This is a genomic window from Sphingobacterium lumbrici (assembly GCF_006476045.1).
Classification (GTDB): Bacteria; Bacteroidota; Bacteroidia; order Sphingobacteriales; family Sphingobacteriaceae; genus Sphingobacterium; species Sphingobacterium lumbrici.
The window spans coordinates 172,710-195,443 of the sequence record NZ_SRZY01000011.1 but is presented as its reverse complement, the minus strand read 5'-3'; the positions used below and the strand labels follow the sequence as shown (position 1 = coordinate 195,443).

24 protein-coding genes and 2 tRNA genes are annotated in these 22,734 nt (G+C 38.7%); 12 read left to right on the top strand and 14 right to left on the bottom strand.

The window, feature by feature from the left end; genetic code table 11:
- Nucleotides 1-13 precede the first annotated feature (13 nt).
- The 4 genes from E4F24_RS02925 (at nt 14) to trhO (ending at nt 3,857) form a co-directional block, all read left to right on the top strand.
- The gene (locus E4F24_RS02925; protein WP_216629123.1) at nt 14-1,153 is read left to right on the top strand and encodes a DegT/DnrJ/EryC1/StrS family aminotransferase; all 1,140 of its coding nucleotides are present in this window, start codon (nt 14-16) and stop codon (nt 1,151-1,153) included.
- Entirely contained in the window at nt 1,143-1,721 is a 579-nt protein-coding gene (locus tag E4F24_RS02920) for an acyltransferase (protein WP_140937095.1), read from the top strand. Before E4F24_RS02925 ends, E4F24_RS02920 begins: the two co-directional genes overlap by 11 nt.
- A 2-nt stretch (nt 1,722-1,723) precedes the next feature.
- Nucleotides 1,724-2,755 carry a Gfo/Idh/MocA family protein gene (locus E4F24_RS02915; protein WP_140937094.1) on the top strand — a complete coding sequence of 344 codons (1,032 nt, stop codon included), beginning with the start codon at nt 1,724-1,726 and terminating at the stop codon, nt 2,753-2,755.
- Between the two features lie 121 nt (nt 2,756-2,876).
- Nucleotides 2,877-3,857, top strand: a complete 981-nt coding sequence (gene trhO / locus E4F24_RS02910; protein WP_140937093.1) for an oxygen-dependent tRNA uridine(34) hydroxylase TrhO — start codon at nt 2,877-2,879, stop codon at nt 3,855-3,857.
- 43 nt (nt 3,858-3,900) lie between these two features.
- On the opposite strand, the gene trmB is transcribed toward trhO, so the two are convergent.
- Nucleotides 3,901-4,554, bottom strand: a complete 654-nt coding sequence (gene trmB, locus E4F24_RS02905) for a tRNA (guanosine(46)-N7)-methyltransferase TrmB (protein ID WP_140937092.1) — start codon at nt 4,552-4,554, stop codon at nt 3,901-3,903.
- A gap of 55 nt (nt 4,555-4,609) precedes the next feature.
- Here trmB and E4F24_RS02900 point away from each other — a divergent pair, with 55 nt between their 5' ends.
- Nucleotides 4,610-5,539: a GDP-L-fucose synthase family protein gene (locus tag E4F24_RS02900; protein ID WP_140937091.1), complete on the top strand. Its 930-nt coding sequence runs from the start codon at nt 4,610-4,612 to the stop codon at nt 5,537-5,539.
- Here E4F24_RS02900 and E4F24_RS02895 read toward each other — a convergent pair.
- The 3 genes from E4F24_RS02895 to E4F24_RS02885 all read right to left on the bottom strand — a co-directional run bounded on the left by E4F24_RS02895 (nt 5,536) and on the right by E4F24_RS02885 (nt 6,857).
- The gene (locus tag E4F24_RS02895) at nt 5,536-6,054 is read right to left on the bottom strand and encodes a hypothetical protein (RefSeq protein WP_140937090.1); all 519 of its coding nucleotides are present in this window, start codon (nt 6,052-6,054) and stop codon (nt 5,536-5,538) included. The two genes, E4F24_RS02900 and E4F24_RS02895, sit on opposite strands and share 4 nt — an antisense overlap.
- On the bottom strand, nt 6,035-6,505 hold the full coding sequence (locus E4F24_RS02890; RefSeq protein ID WP_181182344.1) for a hypothetical protein: 471 nt from the start codon (nt 6,503-6,505) through the stop codon (nt 6,035-6,037). The genes E4F24_RS02895 and E4F24_RS02890 overlap by 20 nt, the downstream gene beginning before the upstream one ends.
- 82 nt (nt 6,506-6,587) lie before the next feature.
- Nucleotides 6,588-6,857 carry a YtxH domain-containing protein gene (locus E4F24_RS02885; protein ID WP_140937089.1) on the bottom strand — a complete coding sequence of 90 codons (270 nt, stop codon included), beginning with the start codon at nt 6,855-6,857 and terminating at the stop codon, nt 6,588-6,590.
- A gap of 216 nt (nt 6,858-7,073) precedes the next feature.
- Here E4F24_RS02885 and E4F24_RS02880 point away from each other — a divergent pair, with 216 nt between their 5' ends.
- The gene (locus E4F24_RS02880; RefSeq protein ID WP_140937088.1) at nt 7,074-8,612 is read left to right on the top strand and encodes a YifB family Mg chelatase-like AAA ATPase; all 1,539 of its coding nucleotides are present in this window, start codon (nt 7,074-7,076) and stop codon (nt 8,610-8,612) included.
- Here the strand turns inward: E4F24_RS02880 and E4F24_RS02875 are convergent.
- Genes E4F24_RS02875 through rsfS form a run of 4 tightly spaced genes read right to left on the bottom strand, consistent with a single transcriptional unit; the run spans nt 8,609 to nt 12,408 of the window.
- The gene (locus E4F24_RS02875; RefSeq protein WP_140937087.1) at nt 8,609-9,238 is read right to left on the bottom strand and encodes a rhomboid family intramembrane serine protease; all 630 of its coding nucleotides are present in this window, start codon (nt 9,236-9,238) and stop codon (nt 8,609-8,611) included. The genes E4F24_RS02880 and E4F24_RS02875 overlap by 4 nt on opposite strands.
- A 3-nt stretch (nt 9,239-9,241) precedes the next feature.
- Nucleotides 9,242-9,889, bottom strand: coding sequence for a LutC/YkgG family protein (locus E4F24_RS02870; protein ID WP_140937086.1), 648 nt, complete (start codon nt 9,887-9,889; stop codon nt 9,242-9,244).
- A 40-nt stretch (nt 9,890-9,929) separates the two neighbouring features.
- Nucleotides 9,930-11,999, bottom strand: a complete 2,070-nt coding sequence (gene ftsH, locus E4F24_RS02865; RefSeq protein ID WP_140937085.1) for an ATP-dependent zinc metalloprotease FtsH — start codon at nt 11,997-11,999, stop codon at nt 9,930-9,932.
- A gap of 34 nt (nt 12,000-12,033) precedes the next feature.
- Entirely contained in the window at nt 12,034-12,408 is a 375-nt protein-coding gene (gene rsfS, locus E4F24_RS02860) for a ribosome silencing factor (RefSeq protein WP_140937084.1), read from the bottom strand.
- Here rsfS and E4F24_RS02855 point away from each other — a divergent pair.
- The 4 genes from E4F24_RS02855 (at nt 12,291) to pfkA (ending at nt 16,703) form a co-directional block, all read left to right on the top strand.
- Nucleotides 12,291-13,226, top strand: a complete 936-nt coding sequence (locus tag E4F24_RS02855) for a biotin--[acetyl-CoA-carboxylase] ligase (RefSeq protein ID WP_317130733.1) — start codon at nt 12,291-12,293, stop codon at nt 13,224-13,226. The genes rsfS and E4F24_RS02855 overlap by 118 nt on opposite strands.
- A 109-nt stretch (nt 13,227-13,335) precedes the next feature.
- Nucleotides 13,336-13,788 (top strand): protein-disulfide reductase DsbD domain-containing protein, encoded by a 453-nt coding sequence (locus tag E4F24_RS02850; protein WP_181182342.1) that lies wholly within the window; start codon nt 13,336-13,338, stop codon nt 13,786-13,788.
- A 77-nt stretch (nt 13,789-13,865) separates the two neighbouring features.
- Complete coding sequence (locus tag E4F24_RS02845; RefSeq protein ID WP_140937081.1) at nt 13,866-15,569, top strand: protein-disulfide reductase DsbD family protein; 1,704 nt, start codon at nt 13,866-13,868, stop codon at nt 15,567-15,569.
- Nucleotides 15,570-15,728: 159 nt separating this feature from the next.
- On the top strand, nt 15,729-16,703 hold the full coding sequence (gene pfkA / locus E4F24_RS02840; RefSeq protein WP_140937080.1) for a 6-phosphofructokinase: 975 nt from the start codon (nt 15,729-15,731) through the stop codon (nt 16,701-16,703).
- A gap of 54 nt (nt 16,704-16,757) precedes the next feature.
- On the opposite strand, the gene E4F24_RS02835 is transcribed toward pfkA, so the two are convergent.
- The 4 genes from E4F24_RS02835 to E4F24_RS02820 are packed head-to-tail and all read right to left on the bottom strand — an operon-like array spanning nt 16,758 to nt 19,811.
- The gene (locus E4F24_RS02835) at nt 16,758-17,882 is read right to left on the bottom strand and encodes a TlpA disulfide reductase family protein (protein WP_140937079.1); all 1,125 of its coding nucleotides are present in this window, start codon (nt 17,880-17,882) and stop codon (nt 16,758-16,760) included.
- A gap of 33 nt (nt 17,883-17,915) precedes the next feature.
- Nucleotides 17,916-18,734 carry a TPM domain-containing protein gene (locus E4F24_RS02830; RefSeq protein ID WP_140937078.1) on the bottom strand — a complete coding sequence of 273 codons (819 nt, stop codon included), beginning with the start codon at nt 18,732-18,734 and terminating at the stop codon, nt 17,916-17,918.
- A gap of 7 nt (nt 18,735-18,741) precedes the next feature.
- Nucleotides 18,742-19,176 (bottom strand): TPM domain-containing protein, encoded by a 435-nt coding sequence (locus tag E4F24_RS02825; protein WP_140937077.1) that lies wholly within the window; start codon nt 19,174-19,176, stop codon nt 18,742-18,744.
- A 56-nt stretch (nt 19,177-19,232) separates the two neighbouring features.
- The gene (locus E4F24_RS02820) at nt 19,233-19,811 is read right to left on the bottom strand and encodes a LemA family protein (protein WP_140937076.1); all 579 of its coding nucleotides are present in this window, start codon (nt 19,809-19,811) and stop codon (nt 19,233-19,235) included.
- Nucleotides 19,812-19,948: 137 nt separating this feature from the next.
- Between E4F24_RS02820 and E4F24_RS02815 the strand changes: the two genes are divergently transcribed.
- Both E4F24_RS02815 and E4F24_RS02810 read left to right on the top strand, forming a co-directional pair.
- On the top strand, nt 19,949-21,490 hold the full coding sequence (locus E4F24_RS02815) for an NAD(P)/FAD-dependent oxidoreductase (RefSeq protein WP_140937075.1): 1,542 nt from the start codon (nt 19,949-19,951) through the stop codon (nt 21,488-21,490).
- Nucleotides 21,491-21,740: 250 nt separating this feature from the next.
- Nucleotides 21,741-21,813 (top strand) — tRNA-Gly (locus E4F24_RS02810).
- Nucleotides 21,814-22,052: 239 nt separating this feature from the next.
- Here E4F24_RS02810 and E4F24_RS02805 read toward each other — a convergent pair.
- A tRNA-Lys gene (locus E4F24_RS02805) sits at nt 22,053-22,125 on the bottom strand.
- Between the two features lie 320 nt (nt 22,126-22,445).
- On the bottom strand, nt 22,446-22,679 hold the full coding sequence (locus E4F24_RS02800) for a helix-turn-helix domain-containing protein (RefSeq protein WP_140937074.1): 234 nt from the start codon (nt 22,677-22,679) through the stop codon (nt 22,446-22,448).
- Nucleotides 22,680-22,734 lie beyond the last annotated feature (55 nt).

The window sequence follows — 22,734 nt, the reverse complement described above, 5'->3', positions numbered from 1 at the left end:
ATGTATAATTAATATGAACGAAGTAATACAGATGGTTGACCTAAAAAGTCAATACAAGAAGATCAAAGAAGAAGTGGATACTGCATTATTAGCCGCAGTTGATGCCGGGGCTTATATTAATGGTCCTGATGTAAAAACTTTTGCAAAGAAATTAGAAGAATTTAATCAGGTGAATAGGGCTGTAACCTGTGCGAATGGTACCGATGCGCTTCAGATTGCAATGATGGGACTTGATTTCAAACCCGGTGATGAAGTAATTGTTCCTGCATTTACATATATCGCTACGGTAGAGGTAATTGCTTTGTTGGGACTGATACCTAAATTTATTGATGTCAAAACGAATACCTTTGAACTGGATCATACGCAGTTAGAATCCTTAATTTCGGAGAAAACAGTAGGCGTTATTCCAGTGCATCTTTTTGGTCAATGCTCCAATATGGAAGCAATACTTGAAATCGCTAAAAAGCACAACATCGCCGTTATCGAAGATACCGCTCAGGCAATGGGTGCGGAATATATATTTGCAGATGGCTCTAAAGCTTTCGCAGGAACAATAGGTGATATAGGAACAACATCATTTTTTCCTTCGAAGAATCTAGGATGTTTCGGTGACGGAGGTGCATTATTGACACAAAATGAAGAATTGGGTGAGAAATTACATGTGATTGCCAACCATGGACAAAAGAAAAAATATCACCACGATTCAATAGGCGTTAACTCTCGTCTGGATACAGTACAAGCAGCGATATTAAATGTGAAAATACAGTATCTAAATGAGTACAGTGCTGCCCGCCAAAAAGTTGCTACAAAATACGATGAGAACTTAGCAAACATTGAGGGGCTAGTTCTCCCTGAACGTGCTTCGTATTCCACACATGTCTTTAATCAATACACCTGCCAAGTTAAAAACAGTCGTAGGGACGAGTTGAAGGCTTACTTACAAGAGAAAGGGGTGCCGACGATGGTTTACTATCCAATCCCCGTTCATCTACAGAAGGCGTATCAGGTCTATGGATATAATGAAGGAGATTTTCCGGTGGCTGAACAATTGTGCAAAGACGTCATCTCTTTTCCAATCCATACCGAAATGAAAGACGAGGTTCAAGATTATATTATTCAGTGCATCCATAACTTTTTCGAAAATGGAAAATAATTATTTCGTTCACGAGACAGCCGTAGTTGATGAGGGAGCGCAGATAGCAGAAGGTGTCAAAATCTGGCACTTTTCGCACATCATGTCTAACTGTACGATTGGTGAAAAATGTAATATCGGCCAAAATGTGGTCGTTTCTCCAGGTGTAGTACTGGGCAAAAATGTAAAGATCCAGAATAACGTGTCTATCTATGAAGGTGTCACCTGTGATGATGATGTATTTTTAGGCCCGTCAATGGTTTTTACCAATGTGACCAATCCTAGAAGCGCGGTAAATAGACGTGGACAGTACGCAAGGACACATGTGGGCAAAGGAGCATCGATAGGTGCGAATGCAACTATAGTCTGTGGGCATGATATAGGTCCGTATGCATTTGTAGGAGCAGGTGCAGTCGTTACGAAAACTCTTCCCGCATATTCTCTTGTTGTAGGAAATCCCGCAAAACAGATTGGATGGGTCAGTGAATATGGTCACCGTTTAAATTTTAATGAAAACGGCTTTGCCACGTGTCCCGAGACTGCTCAGAAATATAAGCTAGAGAACAATACAGTAAAAAGAGTTAGTTAACTATGTCAGAAAACAAAATAAAATTTGCTGTGATCGGCTGCGGTCATATCGGCAAACGCCATGCAGAAATGGTGAGCAGGAACGAAGAAGCTCAACTGGTCGCTCTTATCGATGTAAAGAGTCAAAACGAATTAGGATTAGACCATTTTAATGTTCCCTTCTTTTATGATCTGAAAACATTTTTAAATTCAGGTATCGACGTTGACGTCATTAATATTGCCACCCCGAACGGCTTTCATGCCGAACAGGCCTTACAAGCCTTAGAAGCCAAAAAACACATCGTTGTGGAGAAACCTATGGCCCTAAATATGCATGATGCAGAAAAGATTATTTTTAAGGCATTACACGTACACAGGCAGGTCTTTGCGGTCATGCAGAATCGTTATTCGCCACCCTCAGTTTGGATCAAAGAACTTATCGAATCAGGCAAATTAGGAAATATTTACATGGTACAACTTAATTGCTATTGGAATCGAGATAACCGCTATTACAAGCCAGACAGTTGGCACGGCAAGAAGGATTTAGATGGAGGTACTTTATTTACTCAATTTTCTCATTTTATAGACATTATGTATTGGCTATTTGGAGACATTACCAATATTCAAGGAAAATTTGCAGATCATAACCACCAAAACCTAACTGACTTTGAGGACTCAGGTTTTGTCTCTTTTGATTTTGTGAATGGAGGAATGGGATCTTTAAATTATTCTACATCGGTTTGGAATCAAAATTTAGAAAGTTCTATGACCATTATTGCGGAGAATGGTTCTGTGAAGATTGGTGGTCAATATATGGATAACGTAGAGATTTGCCATATTAAAGATTATGAAATGCCAAAGTTAGCCCCCACCAATCCGGGGAATGATTATGGTGCCTACAAAGGTTCTGCGGCAAACCACCATTATATCATTGAAAATGTAGTTGAGGTATTAAAAGGTAGATCCGCTATAACAACCAATGCATTGGAAGGCTTAAAAGTAGTAGATATTATTGAGAAAATTTACCGATTAAGAGATCAAAACCACAGATCATAAGATTGCAACAGGAATTTAAGCATTTACATACCTTTGACTATTTTTTACTTTTTATTTTTCTTACCTTTGTTGGCAGAAATTTTTAACATTAAACGCCGTTTGCAGCGGTATCAATGAATATATGGCACAATATCAAACATTGCTGTACTACTGTTACAGCCCTATCGAACATGCAGAACAGTTTGCTGCAGATCATTTAGAGTTTTGTAAATCACTGGGCTTAGTCGGTCGAATTATCGTTGCCGATGAGGGATTAAATGGCACAGTGTCCGGCACGCCAACAGCTTGTCAAGCTTACATGGATGCTATACATGCGGATACCCGCTTTTCAAAAACAGATTTTAAAATTGACGATGTAGAGGAACCCTCCTTCATTAAAATGCATTGCCGCTACAAATCCGAGATCGTACACTCCGGACTTAGAAATCCCGAAATCATTGACCCGAACAAACAGACCGGCATACATTTGGAACCCACCGAATTTATGGAGATGAAAGACCGTGATGATGTAGTCGTGTTGGATGTGAGGTCTAATTATGAGCACAACGTAGGCCATTTTAAAAATGCAGTAACACTAGACATCGAAAATTTCAGGGAATTTCCAGAGAAAGTTAAAGAACTGGAACAATATAAGGGCAAAAAGATTTTGACCTACTGTACGGGAGGGATCAAATGTGAAAAAGCTTCCGCTCTCCTATTACAAGAAGGATTTGAAGAAGTATATCAGTTGCATGGTGGCATTATCAAATATGGCAAAGAGGCAGGTGGCAAAGATTTTGAAGGAAAGTGCTATGTTTTTGATAACCGAGTGACCGTTGATGTTAATAACGTAAATCCTGTAGTCGTTTCTACCTGTAGAAACTGTGGCACAACAACCCCCAAAATGATAAACTGTGCAAACGCAGAATGCAATGAGCACTTTACACAATGTGATGAATGTGGATGGGAAATGGAAGGATGTTGCTCAGACGAGTGTAAATCAATCCCCCACAAACGAGAATATGACGGAACAGGATATTATGTAAAAGTACCTCAACCGGTAAATATTGAAAAAATAAGCAAACGCAAGCATAAAAAATTCCCGTCTAAAGAACAAGCGTAAAACAACTAGAAAAGCACTTATGATAATCACAGGTGCTTTTTTATTATGTCTTAAATGTCCACTGAACGTAATTTATATTCTTATCTACAGCAAGATATTTTCGTTCATAATATGTTTTAATAGACAATACCTCATCTACTAAATCCGACTTGTACAAATCTGCTGTCTCCTTATTTTTTGAGGCCTCCAAAAGCGCTAATTGTTCCAATGTATAGGCATAAAATCCATCGTTGTCCGTCTTTAGATGCATAATTCCGTCTTCTTTAAGAACAAACTTGTAACGCTCTAAAAACTTAGGATTTGTTAATCTTTTCTTTTCTCTACTATCTTGCGGCTGCGGATCAGGGAATGTAATCCATATTTCCGATATTTCATTTTCTGTAAAGAATTCTAAGATTTTCTCAATTTGAATACGCAAAAACCCTACGTTAGTAATTTCCTCCTCCAAAGCCGTTTTTGCACCTCTCCAAATACGGTTTCCTTTGTAATCTATTCCGATAAAGTTTCTGTCCGGGAACAGTTTCGCCAAATTCACGGTATATTCCCCTTTGCCACATGCCAATTCCAAAACTAAGGGCTTGTCATTTCCGAAGAACTCCGAAGACCATTTTCCTTTATATTCCAACCCCTCTTCCAATTGAACAACATTCTTGAAGGTCGCAACTTCTGCAAATTTTCTTAATTTATCCTTACCCATACCAAATATTAAGTCGCAAAAATAACCTTATATTTGCAGGAATCAATAATTTATCGTGGAAAAAGAAGCTAAAATATTTGTTGCAGGGCATAGAGGAATGGTAGGTTCAGCTATTCACCGCAGATTAATAGAGTTAGGATATACCAACATCCTAACCCGAACTTCTAAGGAGTTAGATCTTAGAAATCAAGCTAAAGTTGCCTATTTTTTTAGTCAGGAAAAACCCCAATACGTTTTTTTAGCAGCTGCAAAAGTAGGTGGTATTATGGCTAATAACATTTACCGTGCTGATTTCATCTACGAAAATCTAGCTATTCAGAATAACGTTATCCATCAATCATACCTAAACAACGTTCAAAAGTTATTATTCTTAGGCTCTTCGTGTATCTATCCAAAATTAGCACCCCAACCTCTTAAAGAAGACTATTTATTAACAGGCACTTTAGAGTCTACTAATGAACCCTATGCAATCGCAAAAATAGCAGGCATAAAAATGTGTGAATCCTACCGTGCCCAATATAACTGCAATTTTATTTCTGTTATGCCAACTAATTTATATGGCATAAATGACAATTACCATCCACAAAATTCTCATGTTTTACCTGCTTTAATTCGCCGCTTTCACGAAGCAAAAGAAAATAATCTTCCTCAGGTTACCATTTGGGGAACAGGCTCCCCCCTTCGTGAGTTTATGTTTTCTGAAGATCTGGCTGATGCCTGTATCTTTTTGATGGAGAATTATGACGATGAACAATTCGTAAATATTGGTATTGGCAACGATATTAGCATCAAAGATCTTGCTTTACTTATAAAAGATATCATCGGATATAACGGTAAGATCATCTTCGATTCCTCCAAGCCGGATGGCACACCCCGCAAACTAATGGACGTATCCAAACTGCATAGCTTGGGCTGGAAGCACAAAACCTCTTTGGAAGACGGGATTAAACGTGCATATATTGATTTTAAAGAAAAAGAACTTTAATAGGTCTCACTATCTGGCGGAATACCAAAATTAACAGTATCCTGTTCTTCTTCTAAAGGAGGAACACCTTTATATTTTTTTCTCTTCTTTTTAGGTTTTATAAACTCGGTTACTTTAGATATAGCCGATGCGATACTATTCTGATTGATCTGTCCGGCGGCTGTTTCTGAAGCCAATAAGACTAAATATTTTTTCAACCAACCTGACTTTTTAAGAAATGTTGTATTCAGGACAAGAGGTAATCCGAATTGAAGAGTCCGGGTTAACCAATCAGAACCACTTTCTTTTTTTTCGTGTCCTCCTTTAGTACTGGATACAGAAGAAACTAACCATCTCATCATATTAAAACCCGGAATACTACTGGTTATAGCACCAATTACACGAGAAGGCATCTCTATCTTTTTACGCAATAACGTATATTGAGCGCCTAAATAAAACTCTTGTTCACTTTGTAATCTTTTTAGACGAGCAATCTCAATCTTCAACTCATCAACATTATTTATTTTCGTGTTCATGGTTCAAATCCTTTTTGATAATTTCTTTAACATCCTCTTCGATCTTTTCCGCCAGGTCAGCCAATTCTTGGTCTGTGTCCCCGCTCTCCACACCTTCATCATCCTCGTTCCACTTTCCCATAACTTTTCGAATAGTAATATCCATGATTTTTGCCTCCAGTTTAGGTTCGAAAAGCTTAATCAGCAGTAACAATACTAAAAAGATGCCACCGGTCGCCAAAAAGCCCAAAGAATGTGTTCCCAAGCGTTCGCCTAGATAAAACCCTAAAGCCAACGAAAAGAAAAAAACGATCATCAATAATAAAACTAATTTACTTAGATCTACTACCAATGCGCCTATTATTCGCGAAGACTTCGCGATGACTTTTAGTTTGACCAGATCTATCCGAGTCTCTACATATTCTCTGATCTTTTGGAAACTCCCGGAAAAAGAAAACTTTTGCTCTTCCATGCACTTGTTTTTTTATAAAGAGCCATGTTATTACACAGCTCTTTAGATTAAAATTCACGCCCGACGATTTTCGTCGTTTTATTTAAGCATGTTCTTCTATTTCGTCTTCTAAGATCACATCGGCTTTCGAAAGCTTCGTCTTCACTGCAGAAACAATTTTTTCTCTGAAATCATTCAATTGATCAAGTTGCTCTTCCGCTCGTTCCTTCAAAGCTTCGCCCAAGTCGGCTAAGGACTCGTTGATTTTGTCTCTTGTCTCAGTACCCTTCTCAGGCGCAAACAATACACCCAATACAGCTCCTACAGCAAGTCCTGCTAGCAAAGCTGTTACAATTTTTCCGCTATCGTTCATTACTATTTAATTTATTTCTGTTAATCTATTCCTAATATTAGTTAAACAACTAAAATACAAAATCGTTTAATTTATTTCCATTTTCATGGATCACTCCTTTAAGTTACGACTTTTATTGAATTTCACGAAAAATAAGTCCAAAAAAACTATTTTAACAAATTATTTAGAGTAAAATATTTTCACTACATTTAAGAAACCTATTTATTTATTAGTTGCATGTTGGTAAAAACTTTTGGAAGCGCTGTTTATGGAATTGAAGCGACAACGATCAATGTAGAAGTAAATATTTCTACAGGTACGAAGTATTATATAGTAGGCTTGCCCGATAATGCTGTCAAAGAAAGTTGGCAACGTATAGAAAGTGCTATTATGGCAATAGGCTTTCGAATGCCTCGGCAGAAAATAGTAGTCAACTTAGCTCCGGCTGATATTCGCAAGGAAGGCTCCGCGTATGATCTTAGTATTGCGATCGGCATACTAGCAGCATCCGGACAAATTCTGAACGCAGAAATAACGAATTACATTATCTTAGGAGAACTTTCGCTCGATGGATCTATTCAACCCATAAAAGGAGCTTTACCTATTGCTATTCAAGCAAAGGCAGATGGTTTTAAAGGTATTATTTTACCTACTGCCAACGCAAGAGAAGCGGCAATCGTTTCAGAATTAGATGTTCTAGGTGTTGAACGTCTGGATCAGGTGGTCGGCTTTTTTGAAGGAAAAGTGAGTATACCCTCTACAATCGTTGACATTGATGATGAATTTGTCAATAAAATAAATAATTACGAAGTAGATTTCGCAGATGTAAAAGGACAGGAAAATATTAAGAGAGCTTTAGAAATTGCCGCATCCGGAGGACATAACGTTATTTTGATAGGCCCTCCGGGGGCAGGAAAGACGATGCTGGCTAAACGATTGCCCACCATTTTGCCGCCCCTCACCATAGAAGAGTCACTCGATACTACTAAGATTCATTCTGTAGCCGGAAAATTTTCTACTTCAGAGGCATTGATGACTATACGCCCGTTTCGTTATCCGCATCATACTATTTCAGATGTCGCGTTAGTGGGAGGAGGTACAAATCCACAACCGGGCGAGATTTCTCTAGCTCATAACGGAGTTTTATTTTTAGATGAATTACCTGAATTCAAAAGGACAGTTCTTGAAGTCATGCGACAACCATTAGAATCCCGGAACATTAGCATTTCCAGAGCTAAATTTACGGTGGAATATCCCGCGAGCTTTATGTTAATTGCTGCGATGAATCCGTGTCCATGCGGATATTTCAATCATCCGGAGCGAGAATGTATTTGTGGCAGTGCTGTGGTACAACGTTACCTCAGTAAAATTTCCGGCCCCCTTCTTGATCGTATTGATTTACATGTAGAGGTTACTCCCGTCGAATTTAAAGAACTATCAAATGGACAATCGGCAGAGGATAGTAACGTTATACGTCAACGCGTCATCGAAGCAAGAAAGATTCAGAAAAAACGCTTTGAAAACAACAAAGACGTACACAGTAACGCGCAGATGAGTTCCAAAGCTGTACGTGACATCTGTCTTTTGGATGATACGGGGAAAAAATTATTGCAAGCAGCAATGGAACGTCTTAATCTTTCGGCCAGGGCATACGACCGTATTTTAAAAGTCGCGCGTACGATAGCAGATATGGAAAGCTCAGAAAAAATCCAACCTGCACATATTGCCGAAGCTATCCAATTTAGAAGTTTAGACCGAGAAAATTGGATGGGTTAAAACTGTTCGACAAAATGCCGTATTATCCATGGATACAATAATATCGTCATTAAAACTCCTGCTAAGGCTCCAAATAAATGTGCATCGTGGTTGATGCGATCGTTCGAATTTTTGGAAGCCCAAATACAATATACTATATATAAAACCGCAAATACATAGGCAGGCATAGGTATCACCATGAAAATACCCAGCATCGCTTTCGGTTGAAATAAGATATAACTGAACAATATTGCCGAAATAGCACCGGAAGCCCCTAAACTATGATATCCTACATTATTTTTTTGCTGAACAATTGTTGGTATATCACTTAATACCAAACTTACAATATACAAAAGAGCAAAATAGAGGTGACCAATAGAACCGCTCGCTAATACAAAGAAATGCTCTAACGCAAATCCAAAAAAGTAAAACGTAAACATGTTGAACAATAAATGCCCCCAATCGGCGTGAATTATCCCACTGGTAAATATGGTATATAGCTTCGTTTTATCACGATGTATGCTATAGGGATGTAACATCATCGTTCCATACATCTGCGGATTTGAAAAAACATAAATACTGGTCGCTATAGTAATAGCAAATATAATACTGGCTACAGGTGTAGCGTACAAATATTCTAAAATCATATATTAAAATCGGTCTTCAACTAGGAATACATATAGTTCTTTGGGGCCGTGTGCACCAAGTACGAGCATTTTCTCAATATCTGCTGTTCGACTGGGCCCGGTAATAGTAGTAATCATTGACGGCAATTCGTTGCCATATTTTTCTTTAACCTGCAAAAAAGCATGTTTAAGATCCATTACCAACTGAGAAGCATTAGCAAATACAATATGGACCGGCGGATAAATACTCAAACGGCGGCCTCCAGCGTTGGCATTTGAGATCATAATACTTCCATTTCGTGCGATTAAAGATTCACAAGTCGTGACACTTGCTTCGGCCTCTTCAAAATTGCTGTCTGAGGTTATCATTGGAAAGCCATAATGTCCCAACAACTTTTGGATCTCAGGCTCCCACACATGAATTTTAGTAATATTCAGCTGCTCCACTAAAGCAATCAAATTTTCAATGATGGAAATCTCGCCGTCACAATACACAAATTTACCGGCTACTGCTGTAAACTCTTTCGCAAAAGTGACATCCAAGGGTTCATCTTCGTCTTTGTAAAGCGGCGCATCTTCAAAGTCAGGATAGGGATTGTCTCGCTTCTGCAACAAAGCTTGCCTTATCTGCTTCAGCATTCGTTCTTTGGCGGTCGTATTTCTGATATTCATGACTAAAGAATAGGTGCACCGTTACCTCGGCGCACCTGATTTAACTATTTTCTTCGTTTATTTTTGGCACCTCCGGACTTACGGCATCTTCAGGTATTGGAGGCAGAGGTAACTCAGTAGGAGGAACACCTCCTCCATCCGCACCGCCATTTACAAATTCATCATACGTAGTACGGTTAGAAAAAGGACGCTTTCCTAATATTTCTTCCAAATCTGCTTGGAACAAAATTTCCTTTTCCAATAATTTTTCCGCGATTTTAATCAAACCATCCTGCTTGTCTAACAACAGCGCTTTGGTACGATCGTAAACACTTGAAATTAAAACGCGTACCTCTTCATCAATCAGTTCAGCCGTTTGATCCGAATAAGGCTTCTGGAATTGCGATTCACCTCCGCTATCTCTAAAGGAAACATTCCCGACCTTTGAATTCATACCATATACGGCAGTCATTGCATAAGCCAACTTCGTGATTCGTTCTAAATCATTTTGAGCACCGGTACTAATTCGGCCAAAGGTGATGTCTTCTGCCACACGACCACCCATCGTCATACTCATACTATCCAAAAGCTGCTCCGTAGTATAGAGGAATTGTTCTTTTGGCAAATATTGTGCGTAACCCAACGCAGCCACACCACGTGGAACGATTGAAACTTTCACCAAAGGATCTGCATGCTCTAAGAACCACCCGGCAATAGCATGCCCCGCTTCGTGATAAGCCACAATTTTCTTCTCTTCTGGCGATATAATTTTATTCTTCTTTTCTAAACCACCAATTACTCTATCCACCGCATCTTGAAAATCCTGCATATCAATTGCCGATTTCCCCTTACGGGCAGCGATCAAAGCAGCTTCATTACAAACATTGGCAATTTCCGCCCCCGCAAAACCCGGAGTTTGTGCCGAAAGCTTTTTAGCATCTACTTCTTCCGCTAACTTTAATGGTTTAAGGTGAACATTGAATATTTGCTCACGCCCAATTAAATCAGGCTTATCTATCGAAATTTGTCTATCAAAACGACCTGGACGCAATAATGCGGAGTCCAACACATCTAAACGGTTGGTAGCTGCTAATATGATGACACCGACATTTGTTCCAAATCCATCCATCTCCACCAACAATTGGTTTAATGTATTTTCACGCTCATCGTTACCCCCCATTACTGAATTCTTACCACGTGCTCGACCAATTGCATCGATCTCATCGATAAAAATAATACATGGAGCTTTCTCCTTAGCCTGTTTGAATAAGTCACGTACACGCGAAGCACCTACACCCACAAACATTTCTACAAAATCCGATCCGGATAAGGAGAAAAAGGGTACCTGAGCTTCGCCCGCTACAGCTTTTGCTAATAAAGTTTTACCTGTTCCCGGAGGGCCTACCAGTAAGGCTCCTTTGGGAATCTTACCTCCTAAATCGGTATATTTTTTTGGATTCTTCAGGAAATCGACAATTTCCATTACCTCCTGTTTTGCTTCCTCCAGTCCGGCGACATCGTTGAATGTGCTATTTATTTGCGATTCTTTGTCGAATAGTTGTGCTTTTGATTTACCAATATTAAAAATTTGGCCACCTGCACCACCTCCACCTCCATTCATTCGACGCATCAGGAACATCCAAAGCGCTACAATAATGAGCAAAGGTAATATGAAAGAGACGAAGAATCCACTCCAAGGACTATTCTTACTTCCATATTCTACCGTCACTTTATTTACACCTTCCGGTAAGTTTTCTTGAGAGACATTTAGCTTTGATTCAAAGATCTGATCCGATCCCAGTGTAAAAATATACTGAGGTCCTGAAGACTGAGAAACCATTAAATTATTCTCCGATGGAGCGACATCTTTATATTTATCTTCTTTTAACCTGTCTTTTTTGATGTAAACCTGCACTTCTAATAGATCGTTACCTTTAAGTGCGACTAACTTTTCAACATCGCCTGTCAAAAGCATGTTTTTTTCAAAATTTTCGTACGTGGTTTCTTGTGCACTGCTACCACTGAATACGTACTGAAGTGCGAAAAAGCCTAATATCATTGCGATATAAAGCCACATCATGTTAAACTTCGGTGGAATAGGCGTTACTTTTTTATTTGGAATTTTCTTCATTATGTATCTATCCGTCTCTTATTTTATTAATTAACTAAGCACTCTGATAAGATTGTGCTTCTGCGTCTCCCCACAAATCCTCAATGCGATAATGAGACCGTTTATCTGTTTTGAAAATATGCACTACGACATCCACAAAGTCCAATAAAACCCATTCTCCATTTCCGTGCCCTTCTTTATGCCAAGGATCCTGACCTAAGGTTTTAAAAACCTCATCTTCCACACTTTTGGCAATTGCATTAACTTGTATATTAGAGTCTGCGTGACAAATGACAAAATAATCCGAAATTGTTGCATTTACTTCTCTCATATCCAATCTCACAATCTCATTACCCTTCTTTTCTTGCATCCCGTGAACTACAATTTCCGCCAGTTTTGCAGACAATTCTGAATTTTTCTTTTTACTCATTAAGAATTATTATAGCTTTATTAATTCATTTAAACATTATTCTTTTGCAAAATAACACATTTTTCGGACATTCTAACGCTCAGAACATAATTGTTCTAGCTGAAACCGCTTCTACAAATGATTATTTGAAACAATTATTGTCAAATTTCACGCCACTAGAAGAATACACTGCCATTATGACAATGAAACAAACGGCAGGTAAAGGACAACGTGGTACAACTTGGCTTGATCAACCGGGAGAAAGTCTAACAGCGAGCTTTATTTTATTCCCTCAGAAGTTAACCCCTCAAAAACAATTCTATTTGACAATCATATCAAGTTTAGCTGTTTATGACATAGTGGCTACACACACCTCTGGGCAAACTAACATCAAATGGCCAAATGACATCATGATCGGCAACAAAAAAGTTGGAGGAATATTGATAGAAAATAAAATTTCACATTCACGGATCAAACATGCCATCATAGGAATAGGATTGAATGTATTTCAATCCCAATTTCCTTCAGAAATCTCATTTAAAACGACATCGCTCCTAAAAGAAAATCCATCATTGCAAACGACAATATTGTCTCTAGTGACCGAGATTCAAACTAAACTAAAATATTACAATGAGATGCTATTAAAAGAGCAATACGACGAATTATTAGCACATTACAATCAGCTTTTATTTCGAAGAGACCTAGATGCTTTATTTACGGTAAAGGGAAATACGATAAAAGCCCGGATAGTACAAGTAGGGAAAGATGGATTATTGGAAGTGGAATGCAAACAGAAAAAAATAAAATACGACCTAAAAGATATAACATATCAGCTATAACAAAAAAATTACTTGCTGATAAATATGCTTAAATGTAATTTAGCATTAAACTTTTACGTTTATACAGTGTCTTAGAATTAAGATTTAAATAAAAAATAAAAAAATGATTATGAAAAAATTTAGCTTACTTATCGTTGCTGTTTTGTTAACAATAACTGGAGCATTCGCTCAAATCCACAATCCGGTAAAATGGTCTGTAGCTTCAAAAAAACTGAACAGTAAAGAAGCCGTGGTATTTATTAAAGCAACTATTCAAGACGGTTGGAACATATACTCTCAAACTGTAGAAGAAGGTGGGCCTCTTCCTACTTCCTTTACGTATAAAGCTTCTAAAGATTTTACATTGAATGGTAAGACAATAGAACCACAGCCAAAAACAAAATTCGAAGACGTATTCAAAATGAATGTACCTTATTTTAGTACAGAAGTCGTATTTCAGCAAAAAGTAAAATTAAATACTTCGAAACCAACTTCGGTGAGTGGAACAGTAGAGTTTATGGCTTGTGATAAAACACAATGTCTTCCTCCTGATGAATATAATTTTACAGTCACAATAAAATAATTATGACTCTAATAGATTAAAAAAAAGGCAGTTTAATACTGCCTTTTTTTAATTTTACCTAATTTTATTTTTCACTCATGAAAATTTACAAGCATCTTATATTACTTGCGTTTACTGTATTCGCTACTTCATTTTCACTTTCATTCGCCCAGGAGGACACGCTTCTGTCTTTTGGTGATATTGAATTTACCGATGGTACCGTTTCCGAGGACATCTCCCTAGCTGATACACTGGAAGATATCGTTTTTTCGGATGGTACAGATACCGGTAGTCAAAATGTTACACCTAACGAGACAGAAACAGTTTCACAACAAAACACAAACGAAAAAGGCGAATCTCTTTGGGGTATCTTTATAGCCGGCTTGATCGGAGGTTTTGCAGCATTTTTAATGCCCTGTATTTTTCCAATGGTACCTTTGACCGTAAGTTTTTTTACGAAAAAATCCGGCAGCAAAGCGCAGGCAGTAACACAAGCCTTATTATACGGCGTCTTTATCATAGTTATCTATGTAGCCCTAGGCATGCTTATTACCATAACTTTTGGTGCAGAGGCCATGAATCAGATTTCTACGAATGGTGTATTCAATTTCCTGTTCTTTCTACTTCTTGTCATTTTCGCAGCATCATTTTTTGGTGCTTTCGAAATTACGTTACCAAGTGCATTTGTTAATAAAATAGATTCCAATTCAGACAAAGGAGGGCTATTAGGCCTATTCTTTATGTCAGCCAGTCTTGCCGTCGTATCATTCTCCTGTACAGGACCTATCATAGGTACTCTGTTGGTTGAAGCTGCTACAAAAGGTGAGCGTTTAGGCCCTGCAATTGGCATGTTTGGCTTTTCATTAGCATTAGCTATTCCGTTTGTATTATTTGCAATGTTTCCTTCCATGCTTAAATCGTTGCCCAAATCAGGGGGCTGGTTGAATAGTGTAAAAGTTGTTTTAGGATTCCTGGAGCTGGCATTGGCATTGAAATTCTTATCAAATGTGGATCTAGCCTACAACTGGCAGCTGCTTGACCGCGAAGTTTTCCTCTCCCTTTGGATTGTAATATTTGGTTTACTGGGCTTGTATTTAATCGGTAAAATCAAATTTGCACATGATAGTCCCTTGCAATATTTATCAGTTCCGCGCACTATGCTAACTATTATTGTATTCTCATTCGTTGTGTACATGGTACCCGGGCTATGGGGAGCACCCTTGAAATCAATAGCCGCCTTCCTTCCTCCGATCGGCACACAGGATTTCGATGTATCTGCAGGAGTTGGAACAGGCACCAGTCACAATACAGATGCTGCCAATAGAAAACATTATACTCATTTTCACAGTCGGGCTACTATAAAAGGGTTTGATCCCTATTACGACTACGATGAAGCTTTAGCGGCGGCACAAGAACAGCAAAAACCTTTGTTGATCGATTTTACAGGGTGGACCTGTGTTAATTGTCGTAAAATGGAAGCAGGCGTATGGTCAAATCAGAAAGTAAAAGACCTCATCAATAAAGAGTTTATTTTGGTGGAATTATATGTAGATGAACATGACTTGAAACTTCCGGAATCGGAACAATATGTGTCGACTCAAACCGGAAAAAAAATAAATACGGTTGGAAAAAAGAATACGGATTTTCAAATCAGTCAATTTCACAGTAATTCACAGCCTTTATATGCTATAGTAAATAATGAAGGAGAGCTTCTTGTTCCCTCCAGCGGAGCAAATTATGATATCGAGAAATACGCAGAATACCTACAGTCTGGAATTGATGCTTATAAAGCAACGAAATAATTGTATAAACCTGTTGCAATTATATCGCAGATAAAAGCAAATTACGAGTTGTATTTTTTCTATTAGGTATTATTCATTTATATTTGTTTTTAATGGCATAAATGAACTCACTACGTTCGGGATTCGTGAATGCAAAGCATTTTATCTAAGTTTGAAGATATGAGTAACATAAAAAATATAGCAGTTTTAACATCAGGAGGAGATGCACCGGGTATGAATGCGGGCATCCGTGCTGTGGTAAGAACAGGAATATATCACGGATTAAATATTTTTGGAATAAGGAGAGGGTACGATGGATTGGTAAACGGCGAAATAATTCCCATGGACGCCAAATCTGTTGCCAATATCATCCAACGTGGTGGCACTGTATTGAAAACAGCTAGAAGTGAAGAATTCAGAACTTACGAAGGCCGCAAGCAAGCATACGAAAATATTAAAAAACTGGATATCGATGCCCTTGTTGTAATTGGCGGGGATGGTACTTTTACAGGAGCTTCTAAATTCATAGAAGAATTTGATATTCCGATAATGGGCATGCCGGGTACGATCGATAATGATCTAGCAGGTACAGATTTCACTATTGGTTACGACACAGCGATCAATACAGTAGTAGATGCCGTAGACAAAATTAGAGATACCGCAGAATCTCATGATCGTCTGTTTGTTGTGGAAGTAATGGGGCGTGACTCTGGCTTAATTGCTTTACGATCAGGCATTAGCACAGGAGCGGAAGCTGTTCTTATTCCGGAATTGGAAGTAGATTACGATGCTACTATGAAACGTCTTGATAAATCACGCAAAAACAAATCTTCACGCATCATCATCGTTGCCGAAGGGGATAAAGAAGGAGGATTAGTCGTGGCAGAAAAAATCAAATCAAACTTTCCGCACTACGATGTGAGAGTATCAATATTAGGACATATTCAGCGTGGAGGCAAACCCACATGTATGGACCGTGTGCTGGCAAGTCGTCTAGGTGTTGCGGCAGTAGAAGGTTTATTAGAAGGTAGACGTGGTGAGATGGCAGGGTTAATATGTGGCAATGTACAGTTCACCCCTTTTAATAAGGCTATAAAACACATCAACAAAATAAACACGAACCTCACACGGATAGTGGATATCCTATCTCTATAAAACCGAAATGCCCTTAAAATTTTTAAGGGCATTTCGGTTTTTTATATCAATGAGTTAATTTAGTAATTCAGCTAATTTTTCTTCCAAAGCTGCCCCCCTTAAATTGGAAGCAACAATTTTCCCATCTTGATCCAACAGATAATTTTGCGGGATTCCACGAATAGAATACAACTTTACAACATCGGATTGCCAGCCTTTAAGATCAGAAACGTGTGGCCATTGTGCTAATTCATCATCTGCAATGGCTTTCATCCAAGTATCTTTTTTACCCGGATTATCTAACGATACGCCTAAAATTGTAAAACCTTTATCTTTGTATTTATTATAAGCTGCTACTACAACCGGATTCTCATGTCTACAAGGTCCACACCAACTGGCCCAAAAATCAACTAATACATATTTTCCGCGTAAGGATGAAAGGGACAAATCATTCCCACTTGTATCAGGCAATGTAAAATCAGGAGCTGTAGCTCCTACTGCTAACTTACGCATACCTTCAATTTTTTCTGCGATCGACTTTCCTTTAGCAGAATTTTTAAGTTCCGAAGATAAATTTTGAAATGCGGGTTCAAAGCTTGTGATGGTAGCAGGAGTAAGCATTTCGTCGACTAGGTTTAACGCAATATAACTTTTCGGATTATCCTTTATAAATTGTTCGTTTATTGAATTTTTCTTTTTATAAACTTCTTGCATGCGACCTCGCAATTCTGTGAGGAATGCCTCATCTTTCTTTTTTTCTGGTGAAGCGGCCTCATATTCGGCATTAATTGCTACGAAACTCTCTTCTGCCTGCTTCTGCTGTCCTTTATAAACCATCAATTCTTCATTAAGAGCATTACCTGAAATCGCAGCATTTCTGAGGTCTTCTCCGACCACGCTAATAACGCCTTTAGAAAGATACAACGAATTAACATCTGGATTTTTTAACGCGCGAAGCGGAAGTCCTTCTGGAGAAAGGATCAAATAAGCCTGCGTAGGTTCTTGTACTGTTCCGGTAAATTTAAACTCACCATCCACAACATTAGCCGAATCTATTAACCGTTGTCCCTTATCAGCATATTGCATATATACCTTAGCAGGAGAATTAAGAGATCCTATCTTACCTTTTATCGTATAGTCTTCTTGAGCAAATAACAGAGACGGGACTAAAGCCGCTCCTAATAAAATTAAATTCTTCATATTATTTAACTGTAATTTTCACTATTTATTATGTTACCATCTACCACTCGCTCCGCCACCACCGAAGCCACCTCCTCCGAAACCTCCAAAACCACCGCTTCCACTGCCGAAACCACCACCACCAAAACCACCTGACCCACTAGATCGACCACCGCCGCCAGATAATCCACTTAATAAGGCCCACCAGAATAGATCGGAAGATCCTTTCCCATTCATCATGCGACCACCTTTATTCTTACCGCCACCACCTTTAGAGATAAATGCGATAACAACAAAGATAATAATAACAAACAGCAAACCACTACCCTTTCTTCCTGAATCTCCTTTTGCTTTGGGATCAGCCTTGTACTCCCCTTTCGTATACGCTATTATCGAATTCGTTGCTGAATTTAAACCATCGTAATACGCATTGCGACGAAAATTCGGTTTAATATCATTTTCAATGATTCGGAAAGCAATTGCGTCGGGCAGAGCGCCCTCAATACCATATCCTGTCTGAATAGTAACAGTACGATCCCCGAGCGCAGCCAGAACCATCACCCCGTTATCATATTTTGATTGCCCTACACCCCATTTTTGAGCTAACCGCACCGCATAGTCGGCGATATCGTATCCATTGGTAGAATTTATTAAAACTACCGCAATCTGAATAGACGTACTATCTTCAAAAGCCAATAGCTGGCGTTCTAAATCATTTACCTCACTACTACTCAATGTATTGGTAAAATCGCTTACCAATCTATTTGGTGCGGGCAGTAAATCCTGACCGAATAAACAGGTAAGATTTATTCCGATAATAAGTAGTATAGTAAATAAAGACCTAAAAGCAACGGCTATAGAAGTTATCCTCATTATACAATTAGTGCTTTCCAAAATATATATCGTTAGGGAGTTCGTTAATATCATCTTCTTTTCGAGGGAAAAACTGCTTTAGCTGCTCCCCCACTTCGTGAATACCTTCAATGAGACCATTTACATAATCTCCTTTTCGAAAAAAAGAAACCATTTTATCTTTGGTACTTTCCCAAAACTCATCTTGTACATTTTGATCGATGCCCGCATCTCCTATGATCGCAAATTGATGATCTGCTACAGCAAGATAGATAAGTACACCATTCCGAAGTATCGTCTTATGCATTTCCAATTCCTCAAAATACTGTTGAGCCTTAGTAATAGGCTCAACATCACCTACTGTATTCTCTACCACTATCCGGATTTCGCCAGATGTTTTGTTTTCAGCCAAACTGATGGCATGAACTACCTTTTCTTGTTCCTCTGCGCTTAATACTGCCATTTTTTGATTTTGATTCTTCCCGGCTTTATCTTCTCCAAACTATATATCTTGCTATCCTAGAATGAAACTGTCGGTACCTTATCAGCTCCTTCAGCAGCAGCAAACGTACCTTTAGCCTTAAAGCCAAAAATACCGGCCATGATGTTGTTCGGAAAGCTTCTAACTGTCGTATTGTAATCTTGTACCGCTTCATTATAAGCTCTGCGTTCTACAGAGATACGGTTTTCAGTACCCTCCAACTGTGCTTGCAGTTCCTGGAAATTCGAATTTGCTTTCAAATCAGGATAAGCTTCCACACTCACCAATAATCGACCGATAGATTGAGATAATGCGTCTTGAGTTTGTTGATAATTCGCAATCGCTTCTTCCGATAAATTAGAAGGGTCGACGGTCACCGAAGTAGCTTTAGCACGTGCCTCTACGACCGCCGTTAGCGTATTTTCTTCGTGTTCAGCTGCCCCTTTTACCGTAGCTACCAAATTAGGAATCAAATCTGCACGACGTTGGTATGCATTTTCGACCTGAGCCCATTTTCCTTTTACATTTTCATCTTTTGAAACCATCGTGTTGTAACCACAAGAACTAAAAGAAAGGGCTGTAAATAACCCAGCTAATGCGACTAATAATCTTTTCATGTCTAATTTTTCAAACTATTTTTCCCTAAAAATACAAATAAAAGTTAAGACAATGCAAATGCCAAACACTGTTTATTCTAAATTTTAACTTAATTACTACCTTTGTATGTTTTGGGATAAATACCCAATAGCTACTCATGCAAAAAGAAATAGAATTAGCAATCGTGCCTGATTTCATCAACGATGAAACTTATATTATAGAACAAGGAGCCCGAAAATTAGAGGTTGACAAAAAGCGAATTCACGGCCTTCATATCCGCAAAAGATCCATAGATGCACGGAGTCACCAAGTCGTCTACCGTATACGTGTCATTTTTTTTATTGACGAAGACGTGACAGTAGATGTATTCAAAAGTAACGTGAAAAATGTTAAAGATGCCAAACCTGTTATTATCATTGGTGCGGGTCCGGCGGGACTTTTTGCTGCATATCGTTGTATAGAACGTGGATTAAAACCTATTGTAATAGAGCGGGGGAAACCGGTACAAGAGCGTCGGAGAGATTTGGCAAAAATAAACCGAGAAGGGCTCGTAAATCCAGAATCCAATTATTGTTTTGGTGAAGGTGGAGCTGGGACATATTCCGATGGCAAGCTATATACACGTTCAAATAAACGTGGCGATGTGCATAAGGTACTATCCATCTTTGTCGAACATGGGGCTACACCAGATATATTAGTCGATGCACGTCCTCACATCGGCACAAATAAATTACCTCACATCATTGAAAATATGCGCTTACTTATCATCGAAATGGGAGGTGAAGTACACTTTGATACGAAGGTAATTGATATAAACGAAGCCTTTGGTAGGGTTCAGGGTGTAAAAACAAACAGGGGACAAACCATCAATGCCGAACATGTAGTCGTGGCAACCGGACATTCTGCGAGAGACATATTCGAACTATTTCGTCAAAAAAATTGGATATTGGAAGCAAAGTCTTTTGCCTTAGGTGTACGCATTGAACACCCTCAGGAAATCATTGACAATGTACAATACCATTGCGATACACGCCATGAAAATCTCCCTCCTGCTTACTACAGCCTGGTTGAACAAGTAAACGACAGAGGGGTATTCTCGTTTTGTATGTGTCCCGGTGGAATCATAGCCCCCTGTGCAACAAACGATGGCGAGATCGTTGTAAACGGATGGTCTCCTTCCAAACGTAACAATCCACATGCTAACTCCGGAACGGTTATCCAAATCAATATTGAAGACATTCCTGATGCTGCCCACAATCCGTTTGCTTTATTGGAGTTTCAACGACAGATAGAACAAAAAGCTTTTCAACTCGGAGGAGGTAAGTTAGTCGCTCCGGGACAGCGGATGGTAGATTTTGTAGAAAATAGAATCTCCAATGATTTGCCATCCAATTCATATAAGCCCGGCACCCAATCCACAGACTTAAAAGAAGTCCTCCCAAGCTTCGTACATAATGCCTTAAAAGGCGCTTTACCAATTTTTGGCAAAAAAATGCGGGGATATTACACCAATGAAGCTATCTTAGTCGGTGTAGAGTCCCGTACATCTTCACCTATTCGTATTCCCCGGGATAAAGGCACACTACAACATCCACAGGTACGCGGCTTATATCCCTGTGCAGAAGGCGCAGGGTACGCCGGAGGCATTGTATCTGCCGCTATTGATGGGATCAATTGCGTGGACGCGATACAGCTTTAGCCTTCTAGTATTGCGTATATTCAGCCCCCAGCTAAGATTGGAGTAAGTTATATTTTATAGGGTGTTTACAAGGGAGATAACAGGAGTAAATTCCTATAAAACCGTGTAAACCCCTTACTACTACTATATATAAGACCAATTAATAGATAAATTAGGTGGGTATTGGTCAAGAGAAAGCGTAAAGACCATCTAATTTTTAAAATACCTATTGACAGATAGCAAACGATATTGTAACTTTGCAGCACAATCAGCGAAAGTAGCTCAGTTGGTAGAGCACAACCTTGCCAAGGTTGGGGTCGCGAGTTCGAATCTCGTCTTTCGCTCACAAAAAAGCCTTCGAAAAATTTCGAAGGCTTTTTTAGGATTCTATTTATAGCTTCACCTTTGTTAGCACAGCCAATTTCCACTCACATACGGTAAAAAAAGTCTCTTAATATACATCTAGAAGTAACTAACAGATTTAATAACTTCTCGTATAGCGTAAATTGAAAAAAATAGCTTTAAAGGCTCTTAAAGTCACATAAAACAAAAAAGCTCCACTTTACAGTGAAGCTTTAGACTGTGACCCCGGAGAGGCTCGAACTCTCGACCCACTGATTAAGAGTCAGTTGCTCTACCAACTGAGCTACGGAGTCTTTTTGGAGGCTCAAAGGTACGATAGATTATCGCAAAATCAAAAGACTTTTACAATAATCTCGGTTACAATCCCCTTTCACTCGGCACATCAAAAGATGTCCTGATATCTCCTATAAACTAACAATAAGTGATAATTATTGTTAGTTTATACAATATAGTCTATTTCTATTGCGAGAACGGTGCGAGAACAGAAAAATGAATAAAGCACAAGTGACAATTTCATAAGGACTACATACGGCAGAATTCTCTCCGACTCCGTATATTTTGCGTTTGAAGAAAATTCTGCCGTACGCAGTACGCATAAAAGTGTGTGCAATTTTTATATGGAGTGATTAAAGTCGATAAGTTCTTTTAGGTCTACTTTTAGAGCTGTGGATATTTCAAATAAGGTATGAAGGGTAGGATTGCCTTCTCCTCTTTCCATTCGACTTATTTGAGAGATAGGAGTATCGATTTTATTAGCTAGTTCCTCTTGCGACATATTTCGTTGTTGTCGTAGTTCTCTTAAGCGATTTCCGAAAGCTATAGATATGTTAGTTCTGTTTTTAGCCACATACAATTTTGTGGTATTTTTTATTATTCAAAATAGGCATTTGTGCCTATATTTG

What these genes read in the sequence shown, in the direction of transcription:
- E4F24_RS02925 (WP_216629123.1), top strand. Translation starts at nt 14, where the DNA reads ATGAACGAAGTAATACAGATGGTTGACCTAAAAAGTCAATACAAGAAG.
- E4F24_RS02920 (WP_140937095.1), top strand. Translation starts at nt 1,143, where the DNA reads ATGGAAAATAATTATTTCGTTCACGAGACAGCCGTAGTTGATGAGGGA.
- E4F24_RS02915 (WP_140937094.1), top strand. Translation starts at nt 1,724, where the DNA reads ATGTCAGAAAACAAAATAAAATTTGCTGTGATCGGCTGCGGTCATATC.
- trhO (WP_140937093.1), top strand. Translation starts at nt 2,877, where the DNA reads ATGGCACAATATCAAACATTGCTGTACTACTGTTACAGCCCTATCGAA.
- trmB (WP_140937092.1), bottom strand. Translation starts at nt 4,554, where the DNA reads ATGGGTAAGGATAAATTAAGAAAATTTGCAGAAGTTGCGACCTTCAAG.
- E4F24_RS02895 (WP_140937090.1), bottom strand. Translation starts at nt 6,054, where the DNA reads ATGAACACGAAAATAAATAATGTTGATGAGTTGAAGATTGAGATTGCT.
- E4F24_RS02890 (WP_181182344.1), bottom strand. Translation starts at nt 6,505, where the DNA reads ATGGAAGAGCAAAAGTTTTCTTTTTCCGGGAGTTTCCAAAAGATCAGA.
- E4F24_RS02885 (WP_140937089.1), bottom strand. Translation starts at nt 6,857, where the DNA reads ATGAACGATAGCGGAAAAATTGTAACAGCTTTGCTAGCAGGACTTGCT.
- E4F24_RS02880 (WP_140937088.1), top strand. Translation starts at nt 7,074, where the DNA reads ATGTTGGTAAAAACTTTTGGAAGCGCTGTTTATGGAATTGAAGCGACA.
- E4F24_RS02875 (WP_140937087.1), bottom strand. Translation starts at nt 9,238, where the DNA reads ATGATTTTAGAATATTTGTACGCTACACCTGTAGCCAGTATTATATTT.
- E4F24_RS02870 (WP_140937086.1), bottom strand. Translation starts at nt 9,889, where the DNA reads ATGAATATCAGAAATACGACCGCCAAAGAACGAATGCTGAAGCAGATA.
- ftsH (WP_140937085.1), bottom strand. Translation starts at nt 11,999, where the DNA reads ATGAAGAAAATTCCAAATAAAAAAGTAACGCCTATTCCACCGAAGTTT.
- rsfS (WP_140937084.1), bottom strand. Translation starts at nt 12,408, where the DNA reads ATGAGTAAAAAGAAAAATTCAGAATTGTCTGCAAAACTGGCGGAAATT.
- E4F24_RS02850 (WP_181182342.1), top strand. Translation starts at nt 13,336, where the DNA reads ATGAAAAAATTTAGCTTACTTATCGTTGCTGTTTTGTTAACAATAACT.
- E4F24_RS02845 (WP_140937081.1), top strand. Translation starts at nt 13,866, where the DNA reads ATGAAAATTTACAAGCATCTTATATTACTTGCGTTTACTGTATTCGCT.
- pfkA (WP_140937080.1), top strand. Translation starts at nt 15,729, where the DNA reads ATGAGTAACATAAAAAATATAGCAGTTTTAACATCAGGAGGAGATGCA.
- E4F24_RS02835 (WP_140937079.1), bottom strand. Translation starts at nt 17,882, where the DNA reads ATGAAGAATTTAATTTTATTAGGAGCGGCTTTAGTCCCGTCTCTGTTA.
- E4F24_RS02830 (WP_140937078.1), bottom strand. Translation starts at nt 18,734, where the DNA reads ATGAGGATAACTTCTATAGCCGTTGCTTTTAGGTCTTTATTTACTATA.
- E4F24_RS02825 (WP_140937077.1), bottom strand. Translation starts at nt 19,176, where the DNA reads ATGGCAGTATTAAGCGCAGAGGAACAAGAAAAGGTAGTTCATGCCATC.
- E4F24_RS02820 (WP_140937076.1), bottom strand. Translation starts at nt 19,811, where the DNA reads ATGAAAAGATTATTAGTCGCATTAGCTGGGTTATTTACAGCCCTTTCT.
- E4F24_RS02815 (WP_140937075.1), top strand. Translation starts at nt 19,949, where the DNA reads ATGCAAAAAGAAATAGAATTAGCAATCGTGCCTGATTTCATCAACGAT.